This window comes from Mycoplana azooxidifex (genome assembly GCF_014196765.1).
In the GTDB taxonomy this organism is placed as follows: Bacteria; Pseudomonadota; Alphaproteobacteria; order Rhizobiales; family Rhizobiaceae; genus Mycoplana; species Mycoplana azooxidifex.
The window spans coordinates 372799-394706 of sequence record NZ_JACIEE010000002.1 but is presented as its reverse complement, the minus strand read 5'-3'; the positions used below and the strand labels follow the sequence as shown (position 1 = coordinate 394706).

The 21908-nt window shown below is 65.8% G+C and carries 21 protein-coding genes; 6 read left to right on the top strand and 15 right to left on the bottom strand.

The annotated features are described in order from the left end of the window. Positions 1-5: 5 nt before the first annotated feature. Positions 6-2918: a sensor domain-containing phosphodiesterase gene (locus tag GGQ64_RS05295; RefSeq protein WP_183800158.1), complete on the top strand. Its 2913-nt coding sequence runs from the start codon at positions 6-8 to the stop codon at positions 2916-2918. Positions 2919-2970: 52 nt separating this feature from the next. Here GGQ64_RS05295 and GGQ64_RS05290 read toward each other — a convergent pair whose 3' ends face one another. Both GGQ64_RS05290 and GGQ64_RS05285 read right to left on the bottom strand, forming a co-directional pair. Continuing rightward, a complete protein-coding gene (locus GGQ64_RS05290) occupies positions 2971-4038 on the bottom strand; it encodes a zinc-binding metallopeptidase family protein (protein WP_183800155.1) in 1068 nt (355 codons plus the stop codon). Positions 4039-4177: 139 nt separating this feature from the next. Then, positions 4178-4783 carry a YqgE/AlgH family protein gene (locus GGQ64_RS05285; protein WP_183800152.1) on the bottom strand — a complete coding sequence of 202 codons (606 nt, stop codon included), beginning with the start codon at positions 4781-4783 and terminating at the stop codon, positions 4178-4180. Positions 4784-4971: 188 nt separating this feature from the next. Here GGQ64_RS05285 and GGQ64_RS27740 point away from each other — a divergent pair, with 188 nt between their 5' ends. Next, positions 4972-5808 carry a protein-disulfide reductase DsbD domain-containing protein gene (locus GGQ64_RS27740; RefSeq protein ID WP_183800149.1) on the top strand — a complete coding sequence of 279 codons (837 nt, stop codon included), beginning with the start codon at positions 4972-4974 and terminating at the stop codon, positions 5806-5808. A 70-nt stretch (positions 5809-5878) separates the two neighbouring features. Beyond that, positions 5879-6364, top strand: a complete 486-nt coding sequence (locus GGQ64_RS05275) for a redoxin family protein (RefSeq protein ID WP_183800145.1) — start codon at positions 5879-5881, stop codon at positions 6362-6364. 259 nt (positions 6365-6623) lie between these two features. Here the strand turns inward: GGQ64_RS05275 and rnhA are convergent, their stop codons facing one another. The 11 genes from rnhA to coxB all read right to left on the bottom strand — a co-directional run bounded on the left by rnhA (position 6624) and on the right by coxB (position 15876). Continuing rightward, a complete protein-coding gene (gene rnhA / locus GGQ64_RS05270; RefSeq protein WP_183800142.1) occupies positions 6624-7064 on the bottom strand; it encodes a ribonuclease HI in 441 nt (146 codons plus the stop codon). After that, positions 7061-8029, bottom strand: coding sequence for a homoserine kinase (locus GGQ64_RS05265; protein ID WP_183800140.1), 969 nt, complete (start codon positions 8027-8029; stop codon positions 7061-7063). Before GGQ64_RS05265 ends, rnhA begins: the two co-directional genes overlap by 4 nt. A 9-nt stretch (positions 8030-8038) precedes the next feature. Next, positions 8039-9076, bottom strand: a complete 1038-nt coding sequence (gene ispH, locus GGQ64_RS05260) for a 4-hydroxy-3-methylbut-2-enyl diphosphate reductase (RefSeq protein ID WP_183800138.1) — start codon at positions 9074-9076, stop codon at positions 8039-8041. A gap of 135 nt (positions 9077-9211) precedes the next feature. Further along, positions 9212-10006: an SURF1 family protein gene (locus GGQ64_RS05255; protein WP_183800136.1), complete on the bottom strand. Its 795-nt coding sequence runs from the start codon at positions 10004-10006 to the stop codon at positions 9212-9214. Further along, complete coding sequence (locus GGQ64_RS05250; RefSeq protein WP_183800133.1) at positions 9951-10358, bottom strand: DUF983 domain-containing protein; 408 nt, start codon at positions 10356-10358, stop codon at positions 9951-9953. The genes GGQ64_RS05255 and GGQ64_RS05250 overlap by 56 nt, the downstream gene beginning before the upstream one ends. Before the next feature lie 210 nt (positions 10359-10568). Further along, the gene (locus GGQ64_RS05245) at positions 10569-11447 is read right to left on the bottom strand and encodes a cytochrome c oxidase subunit 3 (protein WP_183800131.1); all 879 of its coding nucleotides are present in this window, start codon (positions 11445-11447) and stop codon (positions 10569-10571) included. Between the two features lie 62 nt (positions 11448-11509). Beyond that, on the bottom strand, positions 11510-12115 hold the full coding sequence (locus tag GGQ64_RS05240) for a cytochrome c oxidase assembly protein (RefSeq protein WP_183800128.1): 606 nt from the start codon (positions 12113-12115) through the stop codon (positions 11510-11512). A gap of 3 nt (positions 12116-12118) precedes the next feature. Then, positions 12119-12259, bottom strand: coding sequence for a hypothetical protein (locus tag GGQ64_RS05235; protein WP_183800125.1), 141 nt, complete (start codon positions 12257-12259; stop codon positions 12119-12121). Further along, positions 12259-13203: a heme o synthase gene (locus GGQ64_RS05230; protein ID WP_183800122.1), complete on the bottom strand. Its 945-nt coding sequence runs from the start codon at positions 13201-13203 to the stop codon at positions 12259-12261. The genes GGQ64_RS05235 and GGQ64_RS05230 overlap by 1 nt, the downstream gene beginning before the upstream one ends. Positions 13204-13308: 105 nt before the next feature. Further along, entirely contained in the window at positions 13309-14973 is a 1665-nt protein-coding gene (gene ctaD, locus GGQ64_RS05225; RefSeq protein WP_183800119.1) for a cytochrome c oxidase subunit I, read from the bottom strand. 18 nt (positions 14974-14991) lie between these two features. Then, positions 14992-15876 (bottom strand): cytochrome c oxidase subunit II, encoded by an 885-nt coding sequence (gene coxB, locus GGQ64_RS05220; RefSeq protein WP_183800116.1) that lies wholly within the window; start codon positions 15874-15876, stop codon positions 14992-14994. Between the two features lie 384 nt (positions 15877-16260). Here coxB and GGQ64_RS05215 point away from each other — a divergent pair, with 384 nt between their 5' ends. From GGQ64_RS05215 to GGQ64_RS05205, 3 genes are all read left to right on the top strand, one after another. Next, a complete protein-coding gene (locus tag GGQ64_RS05215; protein ID WP_183800113.1) occupies positions 16261-16794 on the top strand; it encodes an invasion associated locus B family protein in 534 nt (177 codons plus the stop codon). 532 nt (positions 16795-17326) lie between these two features. Further along, positions 17327-18742 carry a metalloprotease TldD gene (gene tldD / locus GGQ64_RS05210; protein WP_183800110.1) on the top strand — a complete coding sequence of 472 codons (1416 nt, stop codon included), beginning with the start codon at positions 17327-17329 and terminating at the stop codon, positions 18740-18742. Positions 18743-18853: 111 nt separating this feature from the next. Then, on the top strand, positions 18854-19900 hold the full coding sequence (locus GGQ64_RS05205; protein WP_425488493.1) for a polysaccharide deacetylase family protein: 1047 nt from the start codon (positions 18854-18856) through the stop codon (positions 19898-19900). A 42-nt stretch (positions 19901-19942) separates the two neighbouring features. Here the strand turns inward: GGQ64_RS05205 and GGQ64_RS05200 are convergent, their stop codons facing one another. Both GGQ64_RS05200 and GGQ64_RS05195 read right to left on the bottom strand, forming a co-directional pair. After that, positions 19943-20440 (bottom strand): hypothetical protein, encoded by a 498-nt coding sequence (locus GGQ64_RS05200; protein WP_183800106.1) that lies wholly within the window; start codon positions 20438-20440, stop codon positions 19943-19945. A gap of 89 nt (positions 20441-20529) precedes the next feature. Next, on the bottom strand, positions 20530-21753 hold the full coding sequence (locus GGQ64_RS05195; protein WP_183800104.1) for a DUF937 domain-containing protein: 1224 nt from the start codon (positions 21751-21753) through the stop codon (positions 20530-20532). Positions 21754-21908: the final 155 nt, after the last annotated feature.

The following is a 21908-nucleotide window of genomic DNA, read 5'->3' as shown; positions in this document are numbered from 1 at the left end:
TTCCAATGACAATCCGTTCCGTGCCGACACTGCTGTTCGTCAGCCGGGTGCTCGCCCTTACCCTTCTGGCGGCGCTCTCGCTGGTCGGACCGCTGCTGTCGACCGCGCACGCCGTCGAGCCGGTGCAGATCTCCCGCGACGACACGGCACTCGACCTGACGGCGACGACGGAGATCTATACCGGGCGCGGCGACGCCTTCCAGGTCTCCACCGCACCCGGCACTGACGGCATCGTGCGCCGCATCGAGGTGCGGGCGTCCAACCCCTCGCACGAGGGCGACTGGGCGGTGTTCGCGCTCGCCAACATCTCCGAGGAGCAGATCGACCGCGTGATCGTCGCGCCGCATTTCCGGCTGGTGCGATCCAAGCTGTTCTGGCCCGACCTCGGCTCGCAGCGCATCCTCTCCATCACGCCCAGCGAAGGCTTTGCCCTCGACCGCCAGCAGAGCGAGGAGGCGGATGTGTTCCGCATCACGCTGAACCCCGGCACGGTCGTCACCTTCGTGGCGGAACTGGCGACGCCCGAGCTGCCGCAGATCTACCTGTGGGAGCCGGACGCCTACAAGGACACGGTCAACGCGTTCACCCTCTACCGCGGCATCGTGCTCGGGATCGCCGGCCTGCTCGCGGTGTTTCTCACCATCCTCTTCGTCGTCAAGGGAACCTCGATGCTGCCGGCGACGGCCGCACTCGCCTGGGCCGTGCTCGGCTATATCTGCGTCGATTTCGGGTTCCTGTCGAAGCTCATCAGCATCACCGCCGGCGACGAACGCATCTGGCGGGCGGGAACGGAGGTTTCACTCGCCGTCGGGCTCGTCGTGTTCCTGTTCACCTACCTGAACCTGAACCGCTGGCACGCCCATCTCTCCTACGCCACGCTCGCCTGGATCCTCGGCCTCGGGCTCCTGTTCGGCGTCGCCGTCTACGACCCGCCGATCGCAGCCGGCATCGCCCGCCTGTCGTTTGCGCTGACGGCTTCGGCCGGCATCATCCTGATCGCCTATCTCGGCTTCAACCGCTACGACCGGGCGATCCTGCTCGTGCCCGCCTGGGCGCTGATCCTCGTCTGGTTGTTCGGCGCCTGGATGACGGTGACGGGCCGGCTCGACAACGACATCATCCAGCCCGCGCTCGGCGGCGGCCTCGTGCTGATCGTGCTCCTGATCGGGTTCACGGTGATGCAGCACGCCTTTGCCGGCGGCGCCTACCAGCAGGGCCTGTTCTCCGACCTCGAACGCCAGTCGCTGGCGCTCACCGGCTCGGGCGACACGGTGTGGGACTGGGACGTGGCGCGCGACCGCGTCGTCACCATTCCCGACATTTCCGCCCAGCTCGGCCTTTCGCCCGGCGTCATGCACGGAGCCGCCCGCAACTGGCTGCCGCGGCTGCATCCCGACGACCGCGACCGTTTCCGCGCCACGCTCGACGTGCTGCTGGAACACCGCCGCGGCCGGCTGAACCACCAGTTCCGCGTCCGCGCCGAGGATGGCCACTATCATTGGCTGGCGATCCGCGCCCGGCCGGTGCTCGGCGCCAATGGCGAGATCATCCGCTGCGTCGGCACGATCGTCGACATCACCGAGCAGCGCAACTCCGTCGACCGGCTGCTGCAGGACGCGCTGCACGACAATCTCACCGGCCTGCCCAACCGGCAGGTCTTCCTCGACCGGCTGCAATCGGTGCTGTCGATCGCGGGCTCCGGCGAGGCCGTGCGGCCGACGGTTCTCGCCATCGACATCGACCGCTACAAGCAGGTGAATGACGCGCTTGGCATCGCCGCCGGCGACAACATCCTGGTGGCACTGTCGCGGCGGCTGCGCCGGCTCTTGAAGCCGCAGGACACGCTTTCGCGCCTTTCCGGCGACCAGTTCGGCCTGATCCTGCTGTCGGAACGCGACCCCGCCAAGGTCGCCGATTTCGCCGACGCGGTCTCAAAGGCGATCACCGTGCCGATCAATTTCGCCAACCGCGAGATCATCCTGACCGCCTCGATCGGCCTCGTCTCCTGCCTCGATCCGCAGCAGGACGCGGCAAGCCTGCTCAACGACGCCGAGCTTGCCATGTACCGGGCGAAGAAGGCCGGCGGCAACCGCGTCGAGCCGTTCCGCCCCGCCTTCCGCACCATGGGCACGGACCGGCTGCAGATGGAGACGGACCTGCGCCGGGCGATCGAGCGCAAGGAACTCTCCCTCGTCTACCAGCCGATCGTGCGGCTTTCGGATGCCGAGGTCGCGGGCTTCGAGGCGCTGATGCGCTGGGAGCATCCCAAGCGCGGCAGCATCTCGCCGGAGGAGTTCATCCCCGTTGCCGAGCAGTCCGACCTGATCAGCCAGCTCGGCGCGTTCGCCTTCGACAAGGCGGCGAGCGACCTGATGGACTGGCAGTTGCAGACAGGCGACCTACCGATCTTCGTCTCCGTCAACCTTTCGAGCGCGCAGCTGCTCAACAACGAGCTCTACAACGACGTGCGCGCGGTGCTTTCCAAAACGCGCTGCGAGCCGCACAAGCTGAAGTTCGAGCTGACGGAATCGGTGGTGATGGAGAATGCCGAGCAGGCGCGACTCGTGCTGAACAAGCTGCGCGAGGCCGGGCTCGGCCTGGCGCTCGACGATTTCGGCACCGGCTATTCCTCGCTCGCCTATCTCACCCGCTTCCCCTTCGACACGATCAAGATCGACAAGGCGCTGGTGCGCGATACCTCCGACAAGCGGACCGTGCTGCTGCGCTCGGTGATCTCGATGGCCCGGGAATTGGAGATGCAGGTCGTCGCCGAAGGCATCGAGACGGAAGAGGATGCCATCGAGCTCGGACGGATGGGCTGCGAATACGGGCAGAGCTACCTGTTCGGCCCGCCGATCAACTACGATTCGGTGCTGCGTCTGCTGAAGGAACGATTTCCCCTGATGAAGCGCGCCTGAGCTTCTGGCCGCCTGCAATCGTCACCTGCGATCGTCTGCGATCCGGCGCGCATCAGTGCTGCCGGGCGCGTGCCACCAGGCCGCGGATGAACTCCAGCTTCTCGACCACGGGCGTCGACAGGACGAAGGGGTAGCTGTCCGGCTGGCCCATCGACCGCTGGATCTCGTTGAAGGCGACGCTGAGCGGCACCCAGGCATCGACCAGCTTGTCGGCGCTCAGTGCGCGATAGGGATCGAAGCTGACATCCCCTTCGAGTTCGTCGTGGCCTCCCCTCGGATCGATGTTGAGGCCGAAGGCGCGGGCCGTCTCGAGCGTATCGACGATGTGGAGATAGTGCGCCCAGCATTCGGCGAAATCCTCGGCCGGATGGGCGCTGGCATAGGAACTGATGAAGCGCTGCTGCCAGTCCGGCGGCGGTCCGTTCTGGTAGTGCCACTGGAGGGCGGCCGCATAGTCCTGCCGCTCGTCACCGAAGAGCGCGCGTGAGCGGGCGAGGTCTTCCTCTTTCGTGACGATCTGCCCCCAGTAGAAGTGGCCGACCTCGTGGCGCAGGTGGCCGAGCAGGGAGCGATAGGGCTCATCCATGGCAACGCGCACGGCCTCGCGCACGGCATCGTCTGCCTCTGCGGCCCGTAGGCTGATCAGGCCGGCCTCGTGGCCGGTCATGGCCGGCACGATGTTGCCGTTCGCATCCACCTCGTCCGCCAGGATGTCGAAGACGAGGCCGGTTTCCGGCGCCTCCTGCCGTGTCGGATGCGGCAGGTTCCAGCGCAGCAGCGAATAGAACAGGTGGTGCTGCGCGGCCCCGATGCGGCGCCAGCGCTCCAGCCCGACCGGATCGGTCATCGGCACGATGCGGTTGTGGATGCAGGCGCCGCAGAAGGCATGGCCGCTCTCGGCCGGCACCAGCCAGTTGCACACGTCGATGACGGCGTTGTCGCAGAAGCGGACGCGCCGGCCGGGCCGCCCGGATATCTCCCAGAGGTCTTCCCCGACCGGAACGAGGGCGTGCAGCAGCATGTCGGCCGTGTCGAAACCGAGCCGCGCGCCGCAGCGGACGCAGGCCGTGTTTCCGAAATGCAGCGTCTGTCCGCAGGTTTCACAACGAAAGAGGCGCATGGGATCTCCAGCATGGGATCATGAGGGGGACGGGCGATGCGGGTGCCGCCATGGCTCCGGCGCACAACGCCCGCGGATGGCGTTGGTTCCCCGACGGTCAGACTTCGATCATGCTATCGTGCGCCAGCGTCCGGGACGCTCAGGCGTGCCCGGCTTCCATGGAAAGCATGGCCGGGGTGACGCCCATCAGCGCCAGAGCGCGGTCGTACTTCGCTTCGACCGGCGTATCGAAGATCAGGTCTTCCGATGCCGGGCAGTTCAGCCAGCCGTTGGAGCCGATCTCGTTCTCCAGCTGTCCCGCGCCCCAGCCGGCATAGCCGAGCATCAGCAGGCCACGCCGCGGCCCCTCGCCGCGCGAAATGGCGCGGACGATGTCGAGGGTGGCCGTCAGGCTGATGTCGTCGCTGACCGGGATGCTGGATTCCGACGAATAGTCGTCGGAGTGGAGCACGAAGCCCCTGCCGCTCTCGACCGGGCCGCCGGAGCGGATCGGGAAGTCGATCGTGCGCGTCGGCAGGCGGATCACCTCGTCCTCCTCGACCAGTTGCAGGTGCAGGAGCACGTCGGTGAAGCTCATCTGCTGCGGGCGGTTGATGACGAAGCCCATGGCTCCGTCGTCGGAATGGGCGCAGATATAGACGACCGTGCGCTCGAAATTCTTGTCGAGCATCCCCGGCATGGCGATCAGGAATTGACCGTCAAGGAAGCCCCGTTCTCGTCTGTTTTTCAGGACCGACATCGCCATAATGCAAATAGCCTATCAATTCGCAGCGAAATGAAAAGCGCCTTCTGGCTGCTCTGACGCTTTTGTTCGACGCTTCGAGAGGAACATTGTAAAGAACTGGGACAGCGGCTTCGCCATTCAAGAGAAACCCTTCGAAAAGGCTGCCGGAACCACGCAATCGTCATCCCGAAAGCATAAATCGTGATCCCATGACAGGTTTTCTGACAGGTTTTCGTTTCCTTCTCCTTGCTCTTGCGCTGCTGGCGATCTCGCCGGGGCCGGGTGTTGCCGCAACCTCGCCCTGGGCCGAGACGGAGGGCGGCCGCGTCCGCCTGATCGTGCTGCCGGAGCTAGCGGACGGGCGCATTCCCGCGCTTCTCGACATCGAACTGCGGCCGGGCTGGAAGACCTACTGGCGCGATCCCGGAGAGAGCGGGATCTCGCCTACGATCACGATGTCGCCGGAAAGCGGGCTGGTCGTGGAGACGATCCGCTTTCCCCTGCCCAAGCGCTTTTCCGACGGCTTCACGGCCTATACGGGCTACGACCGTTCGCTCGCCCTGCCGCTGACGCTGAAGCGACAGCAGGCGACGCACGGCGAGCGCATCACGGCATCGGTGTTCCTCGGCGTCTGCGAGAATATCTGCATCCCGCTGCAGGCGGAGCTCTCGGTCGACACAGCCAAGGCATCCGTCGCCAACCCGATCGAAGCCGCGATGGCAGCGGCGGCAGAGGCTGCCCTGCCGGCCTCCCCCTCGCCCGACTTCACCGTCACCGAGGCACGCTGGAATGCTGACGGCAGCGCGCTTGCCGTCACCTTCACCGCGCCCGAACCGACGGCGGAGAAGCCGCTGCAGGTGTTCGTTTCCGGGCCGGAGGGCTTCCAGTTCGATGCCGGAACCGCACCGGTGCGCAGCGGCAGTTCCTACCGTGTGGAAGTCCCGCTGCGGCACAAGCCGAAGGCGGCCAGCCTCGAAGACGCCGCCCTTCTCTTTACCGCCGAAAGCGGTGGCCGGACGGTGGAAATGCCGCTTGTCATCGATTGACCAGCGCCTATTATCCGCGGCCTGGCGCCTGCGCAATTCGCGCGGCGAAGACAAGCCAAGGAGTAAGATCGTGACGATTGCCGTAGGTGAGAGACTGCCCGACCTGAAGCTCAAGGAACCGACCGCGGACGGCCCGGCGGAGGTTTCGACCGGCGACCTGTTCAAGGGCAAGCGCGTCGTGCTCTTCGCCGTGCCCGGCGCGTTCACGCCGACCTGCTCGCTGAACCACCTGCCCGGCTATCTCGATAACCGCGACGCGATCCTCGCCAAGGGCGTCGACGAGATCGCCGTCGTCGCCGTCAACGACCCGTTCGTCATGACCGCATGGGCCAAGGAGACCGGCGGCCTCGGCAAGATCCGCTTCCTCGCCGACGGCGGCGCCCAGTTCGCCAAGGCGATCGGCCTCGACATCGACCTCACCGCCAACGGCCTCGGCGTGCGCTCCAAGCGTTACTCGATGCTGGTCGAGGACGGCGTGGTCAAGACGCTCAACATCGAGGAAAGCCCCGGCCAGGCAACCGTCTCGGCTGCGGCGACGATGATCGGGCAGCTCTGAGGCGATTGCGGCGGCGCTGCTGCAGTGCCGCCCGTCACGACATTGCCGCAGTCGTGATTTTCCGGATCCCGGCCACACCCTATCCGTCTCCCCGGACTAGATCCGGGGTCCAGCAGCGCCGCGTCTGCGGCGCGGTAAATGCTTTATCGCGCAAGGACTTGCGCGACTGGATGCCGGCTCGGAGGCCGGCATGACGGAGAAAAGGGAGAGACCACTCCGTTGAAAAGCTGCCGTCGCCCGGTCGTGCCGGTCCTACCCCTCACCGCCGCTTGAACGGCTCCATGCCCAGCCGTGCCAGTTCGTCGGCGCGTTCGTTTTCCGGGTGGCCGGCGTGGCCCTTGACCCAGTGGAGGGTGACCTTGTGGCGGCGGCGGGCTTCGTCGAGGGCCTGCCAGAGTTCACCATTCTTGACCGGCTTCCGGTCGGCGGTCTTCCAGCCGTTCTTCTTCCAGCCGTGGATCCACTTCTCGATGCCGTCCATGACGTACTTCGAGTCGGTGTAGAGGTCGACCTCGCAGGAGGCTTTCAGGGCGTCCAGCGCCGAGATCGCGGCCAGCAGTTCCATGCGGTTGTTGGTCGTCTGCTGTTCGCCGCCGGAGAGCTCCTTCTCGACGTCGCCATAGCGCAGCACCGCACCCCAGCCGCCCGGTCCCGGATTGCCCGAGCAGGCACCGTCGGTGAAAATGTCGACATGCTTCATCTATGCACCAGGCCGTATTCTTCCGCCGATTTCACCTGGCGATGGAAGCGCAGTTTGCGCAGGTATTCGAGCGGGTCCTTCTTGACGACGAGAGCGCCCGGCGGCGTCGTCAGCCAGTCGTAGAGGCGCGTCAGGAAGAAGCGCAGCGCCGAGCCGCGCGCGAGCAGCGGCAGCGCCCTCAGTTCCGCGCCGTTCAGCGGCCGCACCTGCTCGTAGCCGTCCAGCAGCGCCATGCCCTTGGTCAGGTTGAACGACCCGTCCTTCTCGAAGCACCAGGCGTTGAGGCAGACGGAGACGTCATAGGCATAGGTGTCGTTGCAGGCGAAGTAGAAATCGATCAGGCCCGAGAGCTGGTCGCCGATGAAGAAGACGTTGTCGGGGAAGAGGTCGGCATGGATGACGCCGTGCGGCAGCGTCTTCGGCCAGTGACTTTCGAGGAAAGCCAGTTCCTCGGCGATCTCGTCCTGCAGGCCGGGCTCGACCTCGTCGGCGCGCACGGCAGACTTGTCCCACAGCGGCCGCCAGCCGTCGACGGAGAGCGCATTCCTGCGGGTGAGCTGGAAGCCCTGGCCGGCCACGTGCATTTCCGCCAGCGCCCGGCCCACCTCGCGGCAATGCTTCGCCGCCGGCTTGCGCAGCCACATGCCTTCGAGAAAGGTGATCATGGCGGCGGGGCGGCCTGAAAGCTCGCCCAGCAATTCGCCGTCCTTGCGCGACAGCGGCAGCGGGCAGCTCAGACCGCGGTCGGCGAGATGGTGCATCAGGCCGAGGAAGAACGGCAGGTCCTTCGGATCGACGCGCTTCTCGTAGAGCGTCAGGATGAAGACGCCCTTGGTCGTGTGCAGCAGGAAATTGGAATTCTCGACGCCCTCGGCGATGCCCTTGTACGAGAGCAGCGTTCCCACCTCGTAGTCGGTCAGGAAGCGGGCGAGGTCGTCTTCGGTGATATCGGTATAGACTGCCAAATCTTCAGCTCACGCTCCGGGCCCAACGGCCCCCCCATCCTGTTCGCCGTTGACGAAGGCCATGTCGGCCGGTGTCAGTTCGACGTTGCGCAGTTCGCGGTTCACGAGGAAATTCTCCGTCTCCTCCACCGTGTCGGCCAGTTCGACCCTCGTATCGAAGCGCGCGCGGAAGGCCTCGATGATCTCGTCGACGATGACTTCCGGTGCCGAAGCACCCGCCGACAGGCCGACGGTACGAATTTCGCCCAGGCCGTTCCAGTCGATTTCGGACGCGCGCTGGACAAGCAACGACTTTCTTGCCCCCGCCCTCAGCGCGACCTCGACGAGGCGCTTGGAGTTGGACGAATTCGGCGCGCCGACGACGAGGAAGAGATCGCAGCCGGGCGCCGCCTGCTTGACCGCCTCCTGGCGGTTGGTGGTGGCGTAGCAGATCGAGTCGGCTGCGGGCGCCGTCAGGTTGGGGAAGCGCTCCTTCAGCCGGGCAATCACGCCGGCGGTGTCGTCCACAGACAAGGTGGTCTGGGTGACGAAGCCGAGGTTGTCGGGATCTTCCGGCACGTAAACGTCGGCGTCCTCGATCGTCTCGACCAGCGAGACCGTTCCCTCCGGCAGCTGTCCCATCGTGCCGATCACCTCGGGATGGCCGGCGTGGCCGATCAGGATGACATGGCGGCCGAGGCGCTGGTGGCGCATGGCCTGCTTGTGCACCTTGGAGACCAGCGGGCAGGTGGCGTCGAGGTAGAACAGATTGCGGGAGACGGCATCCTCGGGCACCGATTTCGGCACGCCATGGGCGGAGAAGACGACCGGCTGGGCGCGGTGCTCCTCGGGGATCTCGTCCAGTTCCTCCACGAAGATCGCGCCCTTCGCCTCCAGCCCCTCGACGACATAGCGGTTGTGCACGATCTCGTGGCGGACATAGACCGGCGCCCCATAGGCCTTCAGCGCCAGCACGACGATCTGGATCGCCCGGTCGACGCCGGCGCAGAAGCCGCGCGGACCGCACAGGCGGATCGTCAGGGGAGAGAGGGCAGTCGAAGAAGCCATATCAGGATGTCACCGGTGTCCGATTGATGTAGGTGCTTGCAGGCCTTGCCGCCAGCCGTCATTCGCATCTTTGCGAAGCCACTGGCATTTATCACAAATTGACGTCGATGAAAGCGCCAAGCCGCCTCCAGCTCCTCAGCGCCGCGACCGCCAGGCATAGACCCCGCTGACGGCCACCAGCGCCAATGCCAGTCCGTACCACGTCAATGCGTATTGCAGATGATTGTTGGGAAGCTCGAACTGCGTCACGCCGCCGATGGGAAAGCCACCCGGATTGGGTGTCGCGTCGGCATCGACGAAGAAGGGCACGAGCGCTTCCGGCGCAATCCTGACGCTCGCCGCCATAGCGTCGAGGTCCTTCCAGTAGAACACGTTCTTGATCAGGTCGTTGTCGGGGACGAGCGAGGACGGCTTTCCTTCCAGCCTCTGGCGCGCGAGCCCGGCAATGGTCTGCTCGCCGGCCACCTGCCCCTCCGGCCGTGTCGCCGGCTCCTTCTGGTCATAGGGAACGAAGCCGCGGTTGACGAAGACGAAGCGGCCGTCAGCAAGGCGCAGCGGCGCATAGACGTGATAGCCGGACTGGCCCTCATGGGTCGCCAGGAAATGGCGCTCCCGGCCGTTCTCGAAGGTCCCGGTCACTGTCACGGGGCGGTATTCGATATCGGTGCCGCCCGCCTTGACCGCTTCGATGGCGGAAAGGGGAACGGACGCCTCGGCACGCCGCTCGGCGATGTCGGCGAGCAGTTGCTCCTTCCACGCCAGCCGCTGCATCTGCCAGGTGCCGAGCGACAGGAGCACGGCGAGCGCGGCAAGAAGGACGAGGCCGGACAGCACGGCCCGGACGACCGGGCGGCGGGCGGGTTGCCGCGACAGCTCAGCCACGGTCGCCCTCGCGATCGGTTTGGCGGTCGATCTGGCCGGGCCTCGCATTGTTGCGGTACTGAAGTGCGATCAGCACGCCCTTGAGCATGCGCGTCAGCGTCAGGCCGAAGGCAATGGCGAGCGGTATCCAGATGATGAAGTGGAGCCAGAGCGGCGGGCTGTAGCTGACCTCCATCCACAGGGCCGCGCCGACGACGATGAAGCCGACGATCAGCAGGACGAACACGACCGGCCCGTCGCCGGCGTCGATGAAGGAATAGTCCAGCCCGCAGGCCGCGCAGCGCGGCTTCAGCTTCAGATAGCCGTCGAAGAGATTTCCCTGCCCGCAACGGGGGCAATGGCCGCGCAGGCCGGTCGTCACCGGGTCGACGGGCGGATAGAGGGCCTTGTCTTCGCTCATGATCTTTCTCCGGTGGATTGCGTAGCCGCCTCGCGGCTTGCTCACGAAGGTGGCCGCCGTGCATCCCGGCAGGACACCTCCCGCGCTGCGGCCAATCCTATGTACGTTTCGTCGGGGCCTGCGTCCAATTCAGCCGGCTGCGACATGACAGACCACCAAACGAAAGACGGCCGCATCGCTGCGGCCGCCCTCCAACACAATCGGCCCGGATCAGCCGTGGGCGATCGGTGCACCCCATCCGCCCCAGATGTAGATGGAGAAGAAGAGGAAGAGCCAGACCACGTCGACGAAATGCCAGTACCAGGCGGCGGCTTCGAGGCCGAAATGCTGCTTGGGGGTGAAGGCGCCGTTGACGGCGCGAAGCAGGCAGACCAGCAGGAAGACCGTGCCGACGAAGACGTGGAAACCGTGGAAGCCGGTCGCCATAAAGAACGTCGCGCCGTAGATCGAATCCTTGAAGGCGAACGGCGCGTGCACGTATTCGTAGATCTGGACGAAGGAGAACAGCAGGCCGAGCAGCACCGTCAGCGTCAGGCCGCTGATGAGGCCCTTGCGGTCGTTGTGCAGGATCGCATGGTGCGCCCAGGTCACGCAGGTGCCCGAGAGCAGCAGGATGACGGTGTTGTAGAGCGGCAGGTGCCAGGGGTCGAGAACCTCGATGCCCTGTGGCGGCCAGACGCCGCCGGTGTGCTCCACGCGGGTCGCCTGGATGGCCTCGCCGGGGAACAGGCTCGCATCGAAGAAGGCCCAGAACCAGGCCACGAAGAACATCACCTCCGAGGCGATGAACATGATCATGCCGTAGCGCAGGTGCAGGGAGACGACGCGGGTATGATGGCCCTCGTTGCCTTCCTTGATCGTGTCCGACCACCAGCCGAACATCGAATAGAGCGTGATCGCCAGGCCGATGATCATGATCCAGGGATTGGCCATCTCCAGACCGAACAGCTTCAGCGAGCCGCCGCCGAGGTAGCGCATGTAGACGATGCCGCCAAGCGCCAGCAGGAAGGCGCCGACCGACGACAGCAGCGGCCACGGGCTCGGATCGATGATGTGGTAGTCGTGATTCTTCTGATGCGCATTCGCCATGTCATTCATCCCCGAATGTCTCCATTGTCGCCTCCGGCGCTACCGCCGGAAACGCTTATTTCCTAAAGCTTGTCCGTATCCTTGCCGTCCGCATCCGTCACCGAAGCCACAGGCTTCGTCTTCTCATGCGGGAAGAAGGTATAGGAAAGCGTAATCGTATGGACGTTCTTCGTCTCCACCGGCTCGATGATGGCCGGGTCGACGAAGAAGAGAACCGGCATTTCCATCTCCTCGCCGGGCTCCAGCGTCGTCTCGGTGAAGCAGAAGCACTGCACCTTGTTGAAATAGGCGCCGGTCGCCTCGGGCGTGACGTTGAAGGTCGCCTGCCCGGTCGTCTCGACCGTGGAATTGTTGCGGGCACGGTAGTTCACCATGACCGTCTCGCCGATCTTCATCTCGATCTCGCGCTGCACCGGCTCGAAGGTCCAGGGCAGGCCCGGGCCGGTATTGGCGTCGAAGCGCACCTTGATCGGCTTGTCGAGGATGACGGAGGAGGCCTGCTCGACGCGCTGCGTCGTGCCGCCATAGCCCGTCACCTTGCAGAACATCTCGTAGAGCGGCACGGCGGCATAGGCCATGCCGAGCATGCCGACGACGAAGGTGAGGCACACGGCGACGACCGTCCCGTTTCCCGACTTCTGCGTCCTGACCGTCTCTTTTTCCGCCATGGTTCAGCCCATCGTTTCGCCGGCGATCTTCACCAGCGTGATGAGGTAGAAGAGCACGACCAGTGCCGCGAGCACGACGGCGAGCGCGATGTTGCGGCCGCGCCGCGACTTCTTCTGCTTGTCGCTCAGGGTAACCGTTTCCATCAGAGGCTCCATCCTGCTGCGATGAGGGCGTGATCGATCATCAAGCCGGCGAAGATGGCGAAGAGGTAGAAGATCGAATAGGCGAAGAGCTTCTTGGCCGGAACCATGGCGCGGTCGCCCTCGGGCATGCGCAGCACGCCGATCGAGTACCAGACGAAGAACGCACCCATGGCGGCGGCGAAGATCCCGTAGCCGAGGCTGGCGAAGCCAAGACAGCTCGGCACGACGGAGATGATCGCCGTGAGGACGGCATAGACCATGATCTGGTGCTTGGTCGTCTTTTCGCCGGCGACGTTGGGCAGCATAGGCACGCCGACGTCGGCATAGTCCTTCATCTTGAACAGCGCCAGCGCCCAGAAATGGGCGGGCGTCCAGAGGAAGGTGATCAGGAACAGGACGATGCTTTCAACCGAGACGCCGCCGGTGACGCAGGCCCAGCCGATCATCGGCGGAAAAGCGCCGGCGGCCCCGCCGATGACGATGTTCTGCGGCGTCGAGCGCTTCAGCCACATCGTGTAGATGACCGCGTAGAAGAAGATCGTGAAGGCGAGAAGGCCGGCGGACAGCCAGTTCACGGCAAGGCCGAGGATCGCGACCGAGAAGGCCGACAGCGTCAGCCCGAAGGCGAGCGCCTCACGCGGCCTGATCCGGCCGGAGGGAATGGGACGTTTCGCCGTGCGCGACATGACCGCGTCGATGTCGGCGTCGTACCACATGTTGAGCGCGCCGGAGGCGCCGGCGCCGACGGCGATGCAGAGGATGGCGATCACCCCGATGACCGGGTTGATATGGCCGGGCGCCAGCACCAGGCCGGCAAATGCGGTGAAGACGACGAGCGACATGACGCGCGGCTTCAGGAGCTCGAAGTAATCGCGCGCGGTCGCCTCGGAGAGGACGAAATCCCCACCGTCGCCAGCCGCTTCGTGATGATCGATGATTGCCATTTGCCTGTCGCTTTTCCGGTGCCTGTCGCTTCTGCTGGCCGGGTCATCCGGCCTCCAAGGTGCGAGGCCGCCTCGAACCGGCGGCCTCCGTGATCGTTCCGGATCCTACTTGATCTTCGGAAGCTGTTCCCACTGGTGGAACGGCGGCGGCGAGGACAGCTGCCATTCCAGCGTGTTCGCACCTTCACCCCAGGGGTTGTCGCCGGCGACTCGCTTCCTGGCGAAGGCCTCGAACACGCCGAACAGGAAGATCAGGACGCCGACGCCCGAGATGTAGGAGCCGTAGGACGATACCATGTTCCAGCCGGCGAATGCATCCGGATAGTCGATGTAGCGGCGCGGCATGCCGGCGAGGCCCAGGAAATGCTGCGGGAAGAACACGAGGTTCACGCCGATGAACATGACCCAGAAGTGCAGCTTGCCGATGAACTCGGAATACATGTAGCCGCTCATCTTCGGGAACCAGTAGTACCAGGCGGCGAAGATGGCGAAGACGGCGCCGAGCGACAGCACGTAGTGGAAGTGGGCAACCACGTAGTAGGTGTCGTGCAGGGCGCGGTCGAGGCCGGCATTGGCCAGCTGGACGCCGGTGACGCCGCCCACCGTGAACAGGAAGATGAAGCCGATCGCCCAGATCATCGGCGTGGTGAAGCGGATCGAGCCGCCCCACATCGTCGCGATCCACGAGAAGATCTTGATGCCGGTCGGGATGGCGATGACCATCGTGGCGAAGACGAAGTAGCGCTGCGTGTCGAGCGACAGGCCGACCGTGTACATGTGGTGCGCCCACACGATGAAGCCGACGGCGCCGATCGCCACCATGGCGTAGGCCATGCCGAGGTAGCCGAAGATCGGCTTGCGCGAGAAGGTGGAGACGATGTGGCTGACGATGCCGAAGCCCGGCAGGATCAGGATGTACACTTCCGGGTGGCCGAAGAACCAGAACAGGTGCTGGAACAGGATCGGGTCGCCGCCGCCGTCGGGCGCGAAGAAGGTCGTGCCGAAGTTGCGGTCGGTCAGGAGCATGGTGATCGCACCCGCGAGAACCGGCAGCGACAGCAGCAGCAGGAAGGCGGTGATCAGCACCGACCAGGCGAACAGCGGCATCTTGTGCAGCGTCATGCCGGGGGCGCGCATGTTCAGGATCGTGGTGATGAAGTTGATCGCACCGAGGATCGACGAGGCGCCGGCGATGTGCAGGCCGAGGATGGCGAAGTCCATCGCCGGTCCCGGCTGGCCGGAGGTCGACAGCGGCGGATAGATCGTCCAGCCGCCGCCTGCGCCGTAGGCGCCTGCCGGGCCTTCGACGAACATCGACAGGAAGACGAGAATGAACGCCGGCGGCAGCAGCCAGAAGGAGATGTTGTTCATGCGCGGGAACGCCATGTCCGGCGCGCCGATCATGATCGGCACCATCCAGTTGGCAAAGCCGCCGATCAGCGCCGGCATCACCATGAAGAAGATCATGATGAGGGCGTGCGCCGTCGTGAACACGTTGAACATGTGCTTGCCACCGTCGATGGCGGCGTCGCCCTCGAAGCCATAGACCATCTGGGCCAGGCCGTGGAAGATCTGGATGCCCGGCTCCTGAAGCTCGGCGCGAATGGCGACCGAGAGCGCACCGCCGACGATGCCGGCCATGATTGCGAAGATCAGATAGAGCGTTCCGATGTCCTTGTGGTTCGTCGAGAGGAACCAGCGGACGAAGAACGAGGGCTTGTGGTCGTGATGACCGTGGTGGTCATCGTGGGCAGCGGTTGTTCCGGCCATGGATGGCACTCCCTTGAATTACTGCGCGGCGTTCTGGGCGACGTCGACGGACTTCTTGTCGCCGTCGATCGATGCCATCAGAGCCTTGTTGGCCTCGCCGACATTGGTGGCAGCCGCAGCAAGCCAGGTGTCGAACTTCTCCTGCGAGACGACGCGGATCGCGATCGGCATGTAGGCATGGTCCTTGCCGCACAGCTCGGAACACTGGCCGTAGAAGAGGCCTTCGCGGTCGGCCTTGAACCAGGTCTCGTTCAGGCGGCCCGGGATGGCGTCGATCTTGACGCCGAAGGACGGCATGGCAAAGGCGTGGATCACGTCGGCGCCGGTGACGAGAAGACGGACGTGCTTGCCGACCGGAACGACGACTTCGTTGTCTACGGCGAGGAGCCGCGGATAGGTGGCGCGGTCTTCCTTGCCCAGCCCTGCACGGTCGCCGTCCTGCAGCAGCAGGCTGTCGAACGAGACCGGGGCTTCGCCGACCTGGTACTCGTAGCCCCAGTACCACTGGTAGCCGGTGGCCTTGACGGTCAGTTCCGGCTCGCCGGTCGGGGCGAGCTGCTTGGTGAGAAGCTGGAAGGAGGGAACGGCCAGGAGCAGCAGGATGATGACCGGGCCGATGGTCCAGATCACCTCGATCAGCGTGTTGTGGCTGGTGCGCGAGGGAACCGGATTGGCGCGCTCACGGAACTTCACGACGATGACGATAAGGAGAGCGAGGACGAAGAGCGTGATCGGAACGATAAACCACAGGGTATACTGCTCGAACCAGCGAATTTCTTCCATGATCGAGGTGGCTGCGGGCTGCAGGCCCCTCTGCCAGTCGACCGGTTGGTCGGCAAGGGCGCCCGAGCCAAACAGCAGACAGCAGCAAGCCGCCAGCGCTGCAAAAACCTTGTTTATCACGACATATCTCCCCAAAGCGTTTGATAGGGATCAAACGATTGCCGCAGAATCCCCGCTATGCTGACTGCTTAAAATCATAGTTTCCGGTTCGCCGCAACAGCCACAGGCCTTTGCGCATGCGGCATTTTTGCGCAAAATCAAGTCTGCGGCGCAGCCATCCAAAATTTTGCCGGATTAGCCCTCAAAGCGCGCGCGATCGATGCGGGAACGGCCCGCGCGCACCACCGCGGGCGGCGCGAGCGGGCAGGAACGGCGGCAATCGCGTCGGAAAGCGCGCGGACGTCCAATTTCCGCCGTATAGACTGGAAAAGACGGCGGAGGGCTTTTCATTTTCGCCGGCGCTATTCAAGAATGGCGCGTATGATTCGAGATTTCGAGGTATTCATGGGTTCCCGCTCCCCTTCGCGTCTGGCACGGACGGTTCGCGCGATCGCCGCACTCGCCATTGTGGCGACCGGCACGCCGGCCCTGTCGCAGGCGCCCCAGCAGCCGGGCACGGTGAAGGCCAACCATGGCGCGTGGTCGATCGTCTGCGACCAGCCGGCCGGTGCGTCGGGCGAACAGTGCGCGCTGATGCAGAACGTGATCGCCGAGGACCGTCCCGAGGTCGGGCTCTCCGTCGTCGTCCTCAAGACCGCTGACCGCAAGGCGAAGATCCTGCGCGTGCTGGCCCCGCTCGGCGTGCTTCTGCCCAACGGGCTCGGGCTGAACGTCGACGGCAAGGACATCGGCCGCGCCTATTTCGTGCGCTGCTTCTCCGACGGCTGCTATGCCGAGGTGGTGCTCGAGGACGAACTGCTGAAGACCTTCCGCTCCGGCGCCACCGCCACCTTCATCGTCTTCCAGACGCCTGAGGAAGGCATCGGCATCCCCGTCGACCTCAAGGGCTTCGGCGAAGGCTACGACGCGCTGCCGTAGGCTAAGGGTTTCCCAAGGCTGACGTCCGCCGATCAATGGTCCCATTTTGGCATCTCCGGGTTCGTTCCGAAACACGGCGGTGCAGACGGGGATTCGTTACACACGGTGACGCCCCTCCTCCGTCACACCGGCCCACGAGCCGGTGTCCAGCAGCGGCGCGTCCGCGGCGCAGAAGATGCTTTATCGCGCAAGGACTTGCGCGGGCTGGATACCGGCTCGAGGCCGGTATGACGGAAGACGGGATGTGTGACGGCGGGGACCGCCGCCGCCGCGAGCAAGGTCAGGCGGCAAGCCTCTCCACAATCTCCTCTGCTCCCCATCGGGGAGAAGAGCCGAACGCAGTGAGGCGATGAAGGGGAGTCGCGAACGCCGCGCTTGCCGCGCCCCCTCATCCGGCCCTTCGGGCCACCTTCTCCCCGACGGGGAGAAGAGGGAGATCGTGGCCCCTGGCCCGTCCGCTTTCCCCGCCTCGCTTGCCCTGCAGGGGGCGAGCCTCTACATAAGCTGCCAATTGCCAATCCAGGAGCAGCCCATGAACACCGACCTCACCTCCCTGTTCGATGCCGACGAGGCAGCAGTGCGGGCGGTGCTCGCGCAAACGGTGAAGAATGCGGACGACGGCGAGCTCTATCTGGAGCATGCGCAGGCGGAATCGCTGACCTTCGACAACGGGCGCCTGAAGGGCGGCAGCTTCAACACCGACCAGGGTTTCGGCCTGCGCGCGGTCGCCGGCGAGGCGGTCGGATACGCCCATTCCGGCGAGATGTCGCTGTCTGCGCTGAAGCGCGCCGCAGACGCCGCGGGTGCGGTCACCCGCGGCTATGCCGGCAGCTATGCCGCAGCACCACAGGGCACGAACCGCAGGCTCTACGGCCCGGAGAACCCGATCGGCAGCCCCGGCTTCGAGGAAAAGGTCGCGCTGCTGCAGGATATCGACGCCTACCTGCGCGGCAAGGACACCAAGGTCCGGCAGGTGACGGCATCGATCTCGGCCAGTTGGCAGGTGGTCAACATCCTGCGCGCCGACGGACACCGGGTCACCGACGTCCGGCCGATGACGCGCGTCAGCATCTCCGTCATGGTCGGAGACGGGGACCGGCAGGAAACCGGCTCCTTCGGCATGGGCGGGCGTCGCGGCTTCGGCGAGTTCCTGACGACCGAGAGCTGGCAGCACGGCGCCGACGAGGCGCTGCGCCAGGCGCTCGTCAACCTCGAGGCGATCGAGGCGCCGGCGGGCACGATGGACGTGGTGCTGTCGTCGGGCTGGCCCGGCGTCATGCTGCACGAAGCCGTCGGCCATGGGCTGGAGGGCGACTTCAACCGCAAGAAGACTTCGGCCTTTTCCGGCCTGCTCGGCGAGCAGGTGGCGGCCAAGGGGGTAACCGTGGTCGACGACGGTACGATCGAAAGCCGCCGCGGCTCGCTGACCGTCGACGACGAGGGCACGCCGTCCGGCTACAACGTGCTGATCGAGGACGGCAAGCTGGTCGGCTACATGCAGGACCGGCAGAACGCGCGCCTGATGGGCATGGAAGCGACCGGCAACGGCCGCCGCCAGTCCTACGCCCACACGCCGATGCCGCGCATGACCAACACCTACATGCTTTCCGGCGACAAGACCCCGGACGAGATCATCGCCTCGGTGAAGAACGGCATCTACGCCGTCTCCTTCGGCGGCGGCCAGGTGGACATCACCTCCGGCAAGTTCGTGTTCGGCTGCACCGAGGCCTACCTGATCGAGAACGGCAAGGTCGGCGCGCCGGTCAAGGGCGCCATGATCATCGGCAACGGTCCGGACGCGATGCGCCGGGCGACCATGGTCGGCAACGATTCGAAGCTCGACACCGGCATCGGCATGTGCGGCAAGGCCGGACAGAGCGTTCCGGTCGGCGTCGGCCAGCCGCACCTGCGCATGGACCAGATCACCGTCGGCGGCACCAAGGCGTGAACCGGCCGGAACGACGCGCCCGATGCCGCAACGAACCGTTAACGGTCCGGATACCATGATGCTCCATAAAGGCGGTGGGGAGATCCGCCAACGGGAGCGCAGATGCCGACATTGAAAAATGTTATGCGCCGCAGCATCAAGCACGCGGCCATAGCCGGTGGACTGGAACTGTCGAGCCTGGCCGGACGGGCCGGGCTGATGTCGTCCGCGCGCGGGCGCGGCGCGATCTTCACGCTGCACCACGTCCGCCCGAAGGCCGAACAGGCCTTCGATCCGAACGCCCACCTGGAGATAACCCCCGAGTTCCTGGACGAGACGCTGACGCTGCTCGCCGCCGAGGGTTACCAGTTCGTGCCGCTGCACCATATGGCTGCGCGGATGGCGATCGCCCGGCCGGAGGAGCGCTTCGCCGCCTTCACGCTGGACGACGGCTACCGCAACAACGCCGTCCATGCCCAGCCGGTCTTCACCGAACACCGCGCTCCCTTCACTGTCTTCGTCACCGGCGGCTTCTGCTGCCGGACGCACAGCATCTGGTGGGAGACGCTGACCGATCTCCTGCGGGCGCGGCCACATATCGAATTCGACTTCGGCTCAGGGCCGGTGACCCTGCCGCTGGCGACGTCATGGCAGAAGGACGCGGCCTTCAACCGCTTCGCCGCCTTCATCCAGTCCGGCGACGAGACGAGCCGGGTCGCAAGCCTCGACAAGGCGGCCAAGGCGCACGGGATCGATCCGCTTCTGATCACCGAACGGCTGATCATGCGCGAGCCGGAACTGAAGAGCCTGGTGCTGAACCCGCTCGCCACGCTCGGCGCGCATACGATCAGCCACCGGGCCCTGGCAAGGCTGGAGGAGCACGAGGCGCTGGAGGAGATGCAGGCCTCGGCCGAGCGCATCGAATGCATCACCGGCGTGCGTCCCGTCGCCTTCGCCTTCCCCTACGGCTTCGGTGGCACGGTGACGCCGCGCGAATACAAGCTGGCGGCCGAGGCGGGCTTCGAGCTGGCGGTAACCACTGTGCCCGGAACTCTGGACCATCGCAGCTTCGACACCGCGATGGCGCTGCCGCGCATCTCGGTGAACGGGCTCTACCAGAAGCGCAAGTATGTCGCTGCACTCGCCTCCGGCATCCCCTTCAAGCTGATGCGCCGCTGAGGCGGGCGGGGCGCCGGGCGCCCGCCGTTCAGGAACCCGCCGTCAGGCGACCTTGAGGGCCCCGGAGATCTCGGCCACGGTCGCCTTCTCGGCATCGCTCACCGGCGTGCCGCCGAAGCCCATGAACCCGCCTTCCTTGGCGGCCTCCGCCACGCTCTGGCTGATCTGCAGCAGCCAGCTCTTGAAGCCTGCCGCATCGGCAGGCGCCTTGGCATCGACGATCGCCGCCGCCTGCCGCACCGCCTCGATGCAGCGCGTCTTGATCTCGTCGGGCTTGGCGCCCTTCAACGTCGCCTGAAGCCCGTCGCGGGCGGCATTGCGGTCTTCCGAGCGCTCGAACGCCTCGACGATCGCCGTCGAGAGCTGCGTCGCACCAGTCCCTTGCTTGGCGCCGAGCAGGGCGCGGCTGCTCGCCATCCCCTCCTTCAGCATGCCCCAGAGCCCGCTCGGATCGGCGGCGGTCACGGCGATGCCTGCCGCCATCACGCCCTTCATCAACCGGTTCCATTCCTCGGCACTGAACGTCGACTTGTCAGCCATGGCTGAGCCTCCTTCTGTGGTGTTCTTGTCTCGGGAACGGCGCAAGGGAAGGACCGCCGGCAGGGGGCCGGCGGTCTCCCGTCATCGCCTCAGGGTGCCAGCGCGGCGAGCTTCGGCCGCAACGCGTCGATCGCGGGCTTGAGGATGTCCGAGACGCCGGGGATCGCCAGCACCTTCTCGAACAGCGTGTCGAGTTGCGTCATCGCCGGCTTGACGATGCCGGACAGGGTCGTCTTCTGCTCGGGCGTCATCTGGCCCAGCATGCCGTTGATCCTGTCGAAGGTCGACGAGGCGGTCTGGAGCTGGGGTGCCGCGGCCTGTGCTGTCGCCGCATCGGTCACGCCGTTCAGGGTCGTCTGCAGGCCCGACAGCGTATCAGTGACCTCCTTGCCGACGTCGACCCCGCCGATCATGAGGCCGCCGGCCGGCGCCGGCGTGGCCGGGGCTTCGGTCTGGGTCGGTGCGGCCGGAGCGGGTTCGGCCGGAGCCGGCTCAGCCGTGGGCTCGGGCGCCGGCTGGGTCTCGGTCTGGGCCGGAGGCGTCGGCTCCGGCGCGGTCTCCGCCACCCGTTCCGTCGGACGACCGAACAGGTAGTAGAGGATCGCCAGCAGCGCGAGGGCCGCGATCAGCCAGTAGAGCCAGTTGCTGCCGCTGCGGGTAGCCGTGGCCGCCGCCGTAGAGGTCTGCCGGGCGGCCGCGGACGCCGCCGCCGCCGAGCGGGCGGCGGCGTCGCCAGTCGCAGCCGCTGCCGCACGCGCCGATCCGCCGAGCGAATCGAGCACGCCGGTCCCGCCGAGCATGTCCTTCAGGCCGGAGGGCATCGCGGCGGCGATATTGTCCTTCTCGCCGGCGAGCAGGCCGGCAATCCCGTTGGCGCTGAGGTCGCCGCCGACCTTCTTGGCGATGCCGCTCATGACGAGGGGCGCCACCATGCCGAGCAGCGAACTGCCGGCATTCGGCCCGAGGCCCGAATAGTTGCCGACCGCGTTTGCCAGCGTGCCGCTCGTGCTGCCGCCGAACAACGACGAAAGCAGCTGTACGCCGCTCTGCGTGAGCGAACCCGGGTTGCCGCCACTCGAAAGGAGGCCGCCGAGGTTGTCGAGGACGCCGCTCTGCTGTCTGGCCGCGTCGGCGAGCTTCTGCGCCCCGCCCGGTTGTGCCGCGACACCCGCGAGCCCCGCCAGCACCGCCGGCACGGCGGCCGCGACACCGCGCTGCACCTTGTCCGTATCGAGGCCCAGCGCGGCCGCAATCCGGGCAATCGTGTCGGGTGTCAGAAACTGCATGAGATAGGAAACAAGATTGCTGGCCATTGAACTCTCCTCCACGCCCCGCCTTGGGCAAATGCCTTGGATTGAGTCTTGCCCTTCGATGCGTGCGCCCGCTTCACGACGGGAAACGCGCGCACGGTCCTCCCGACCGCGGGCCTGTATCACCTTGCTGCTGCACGAAAATATAGCACACCAAT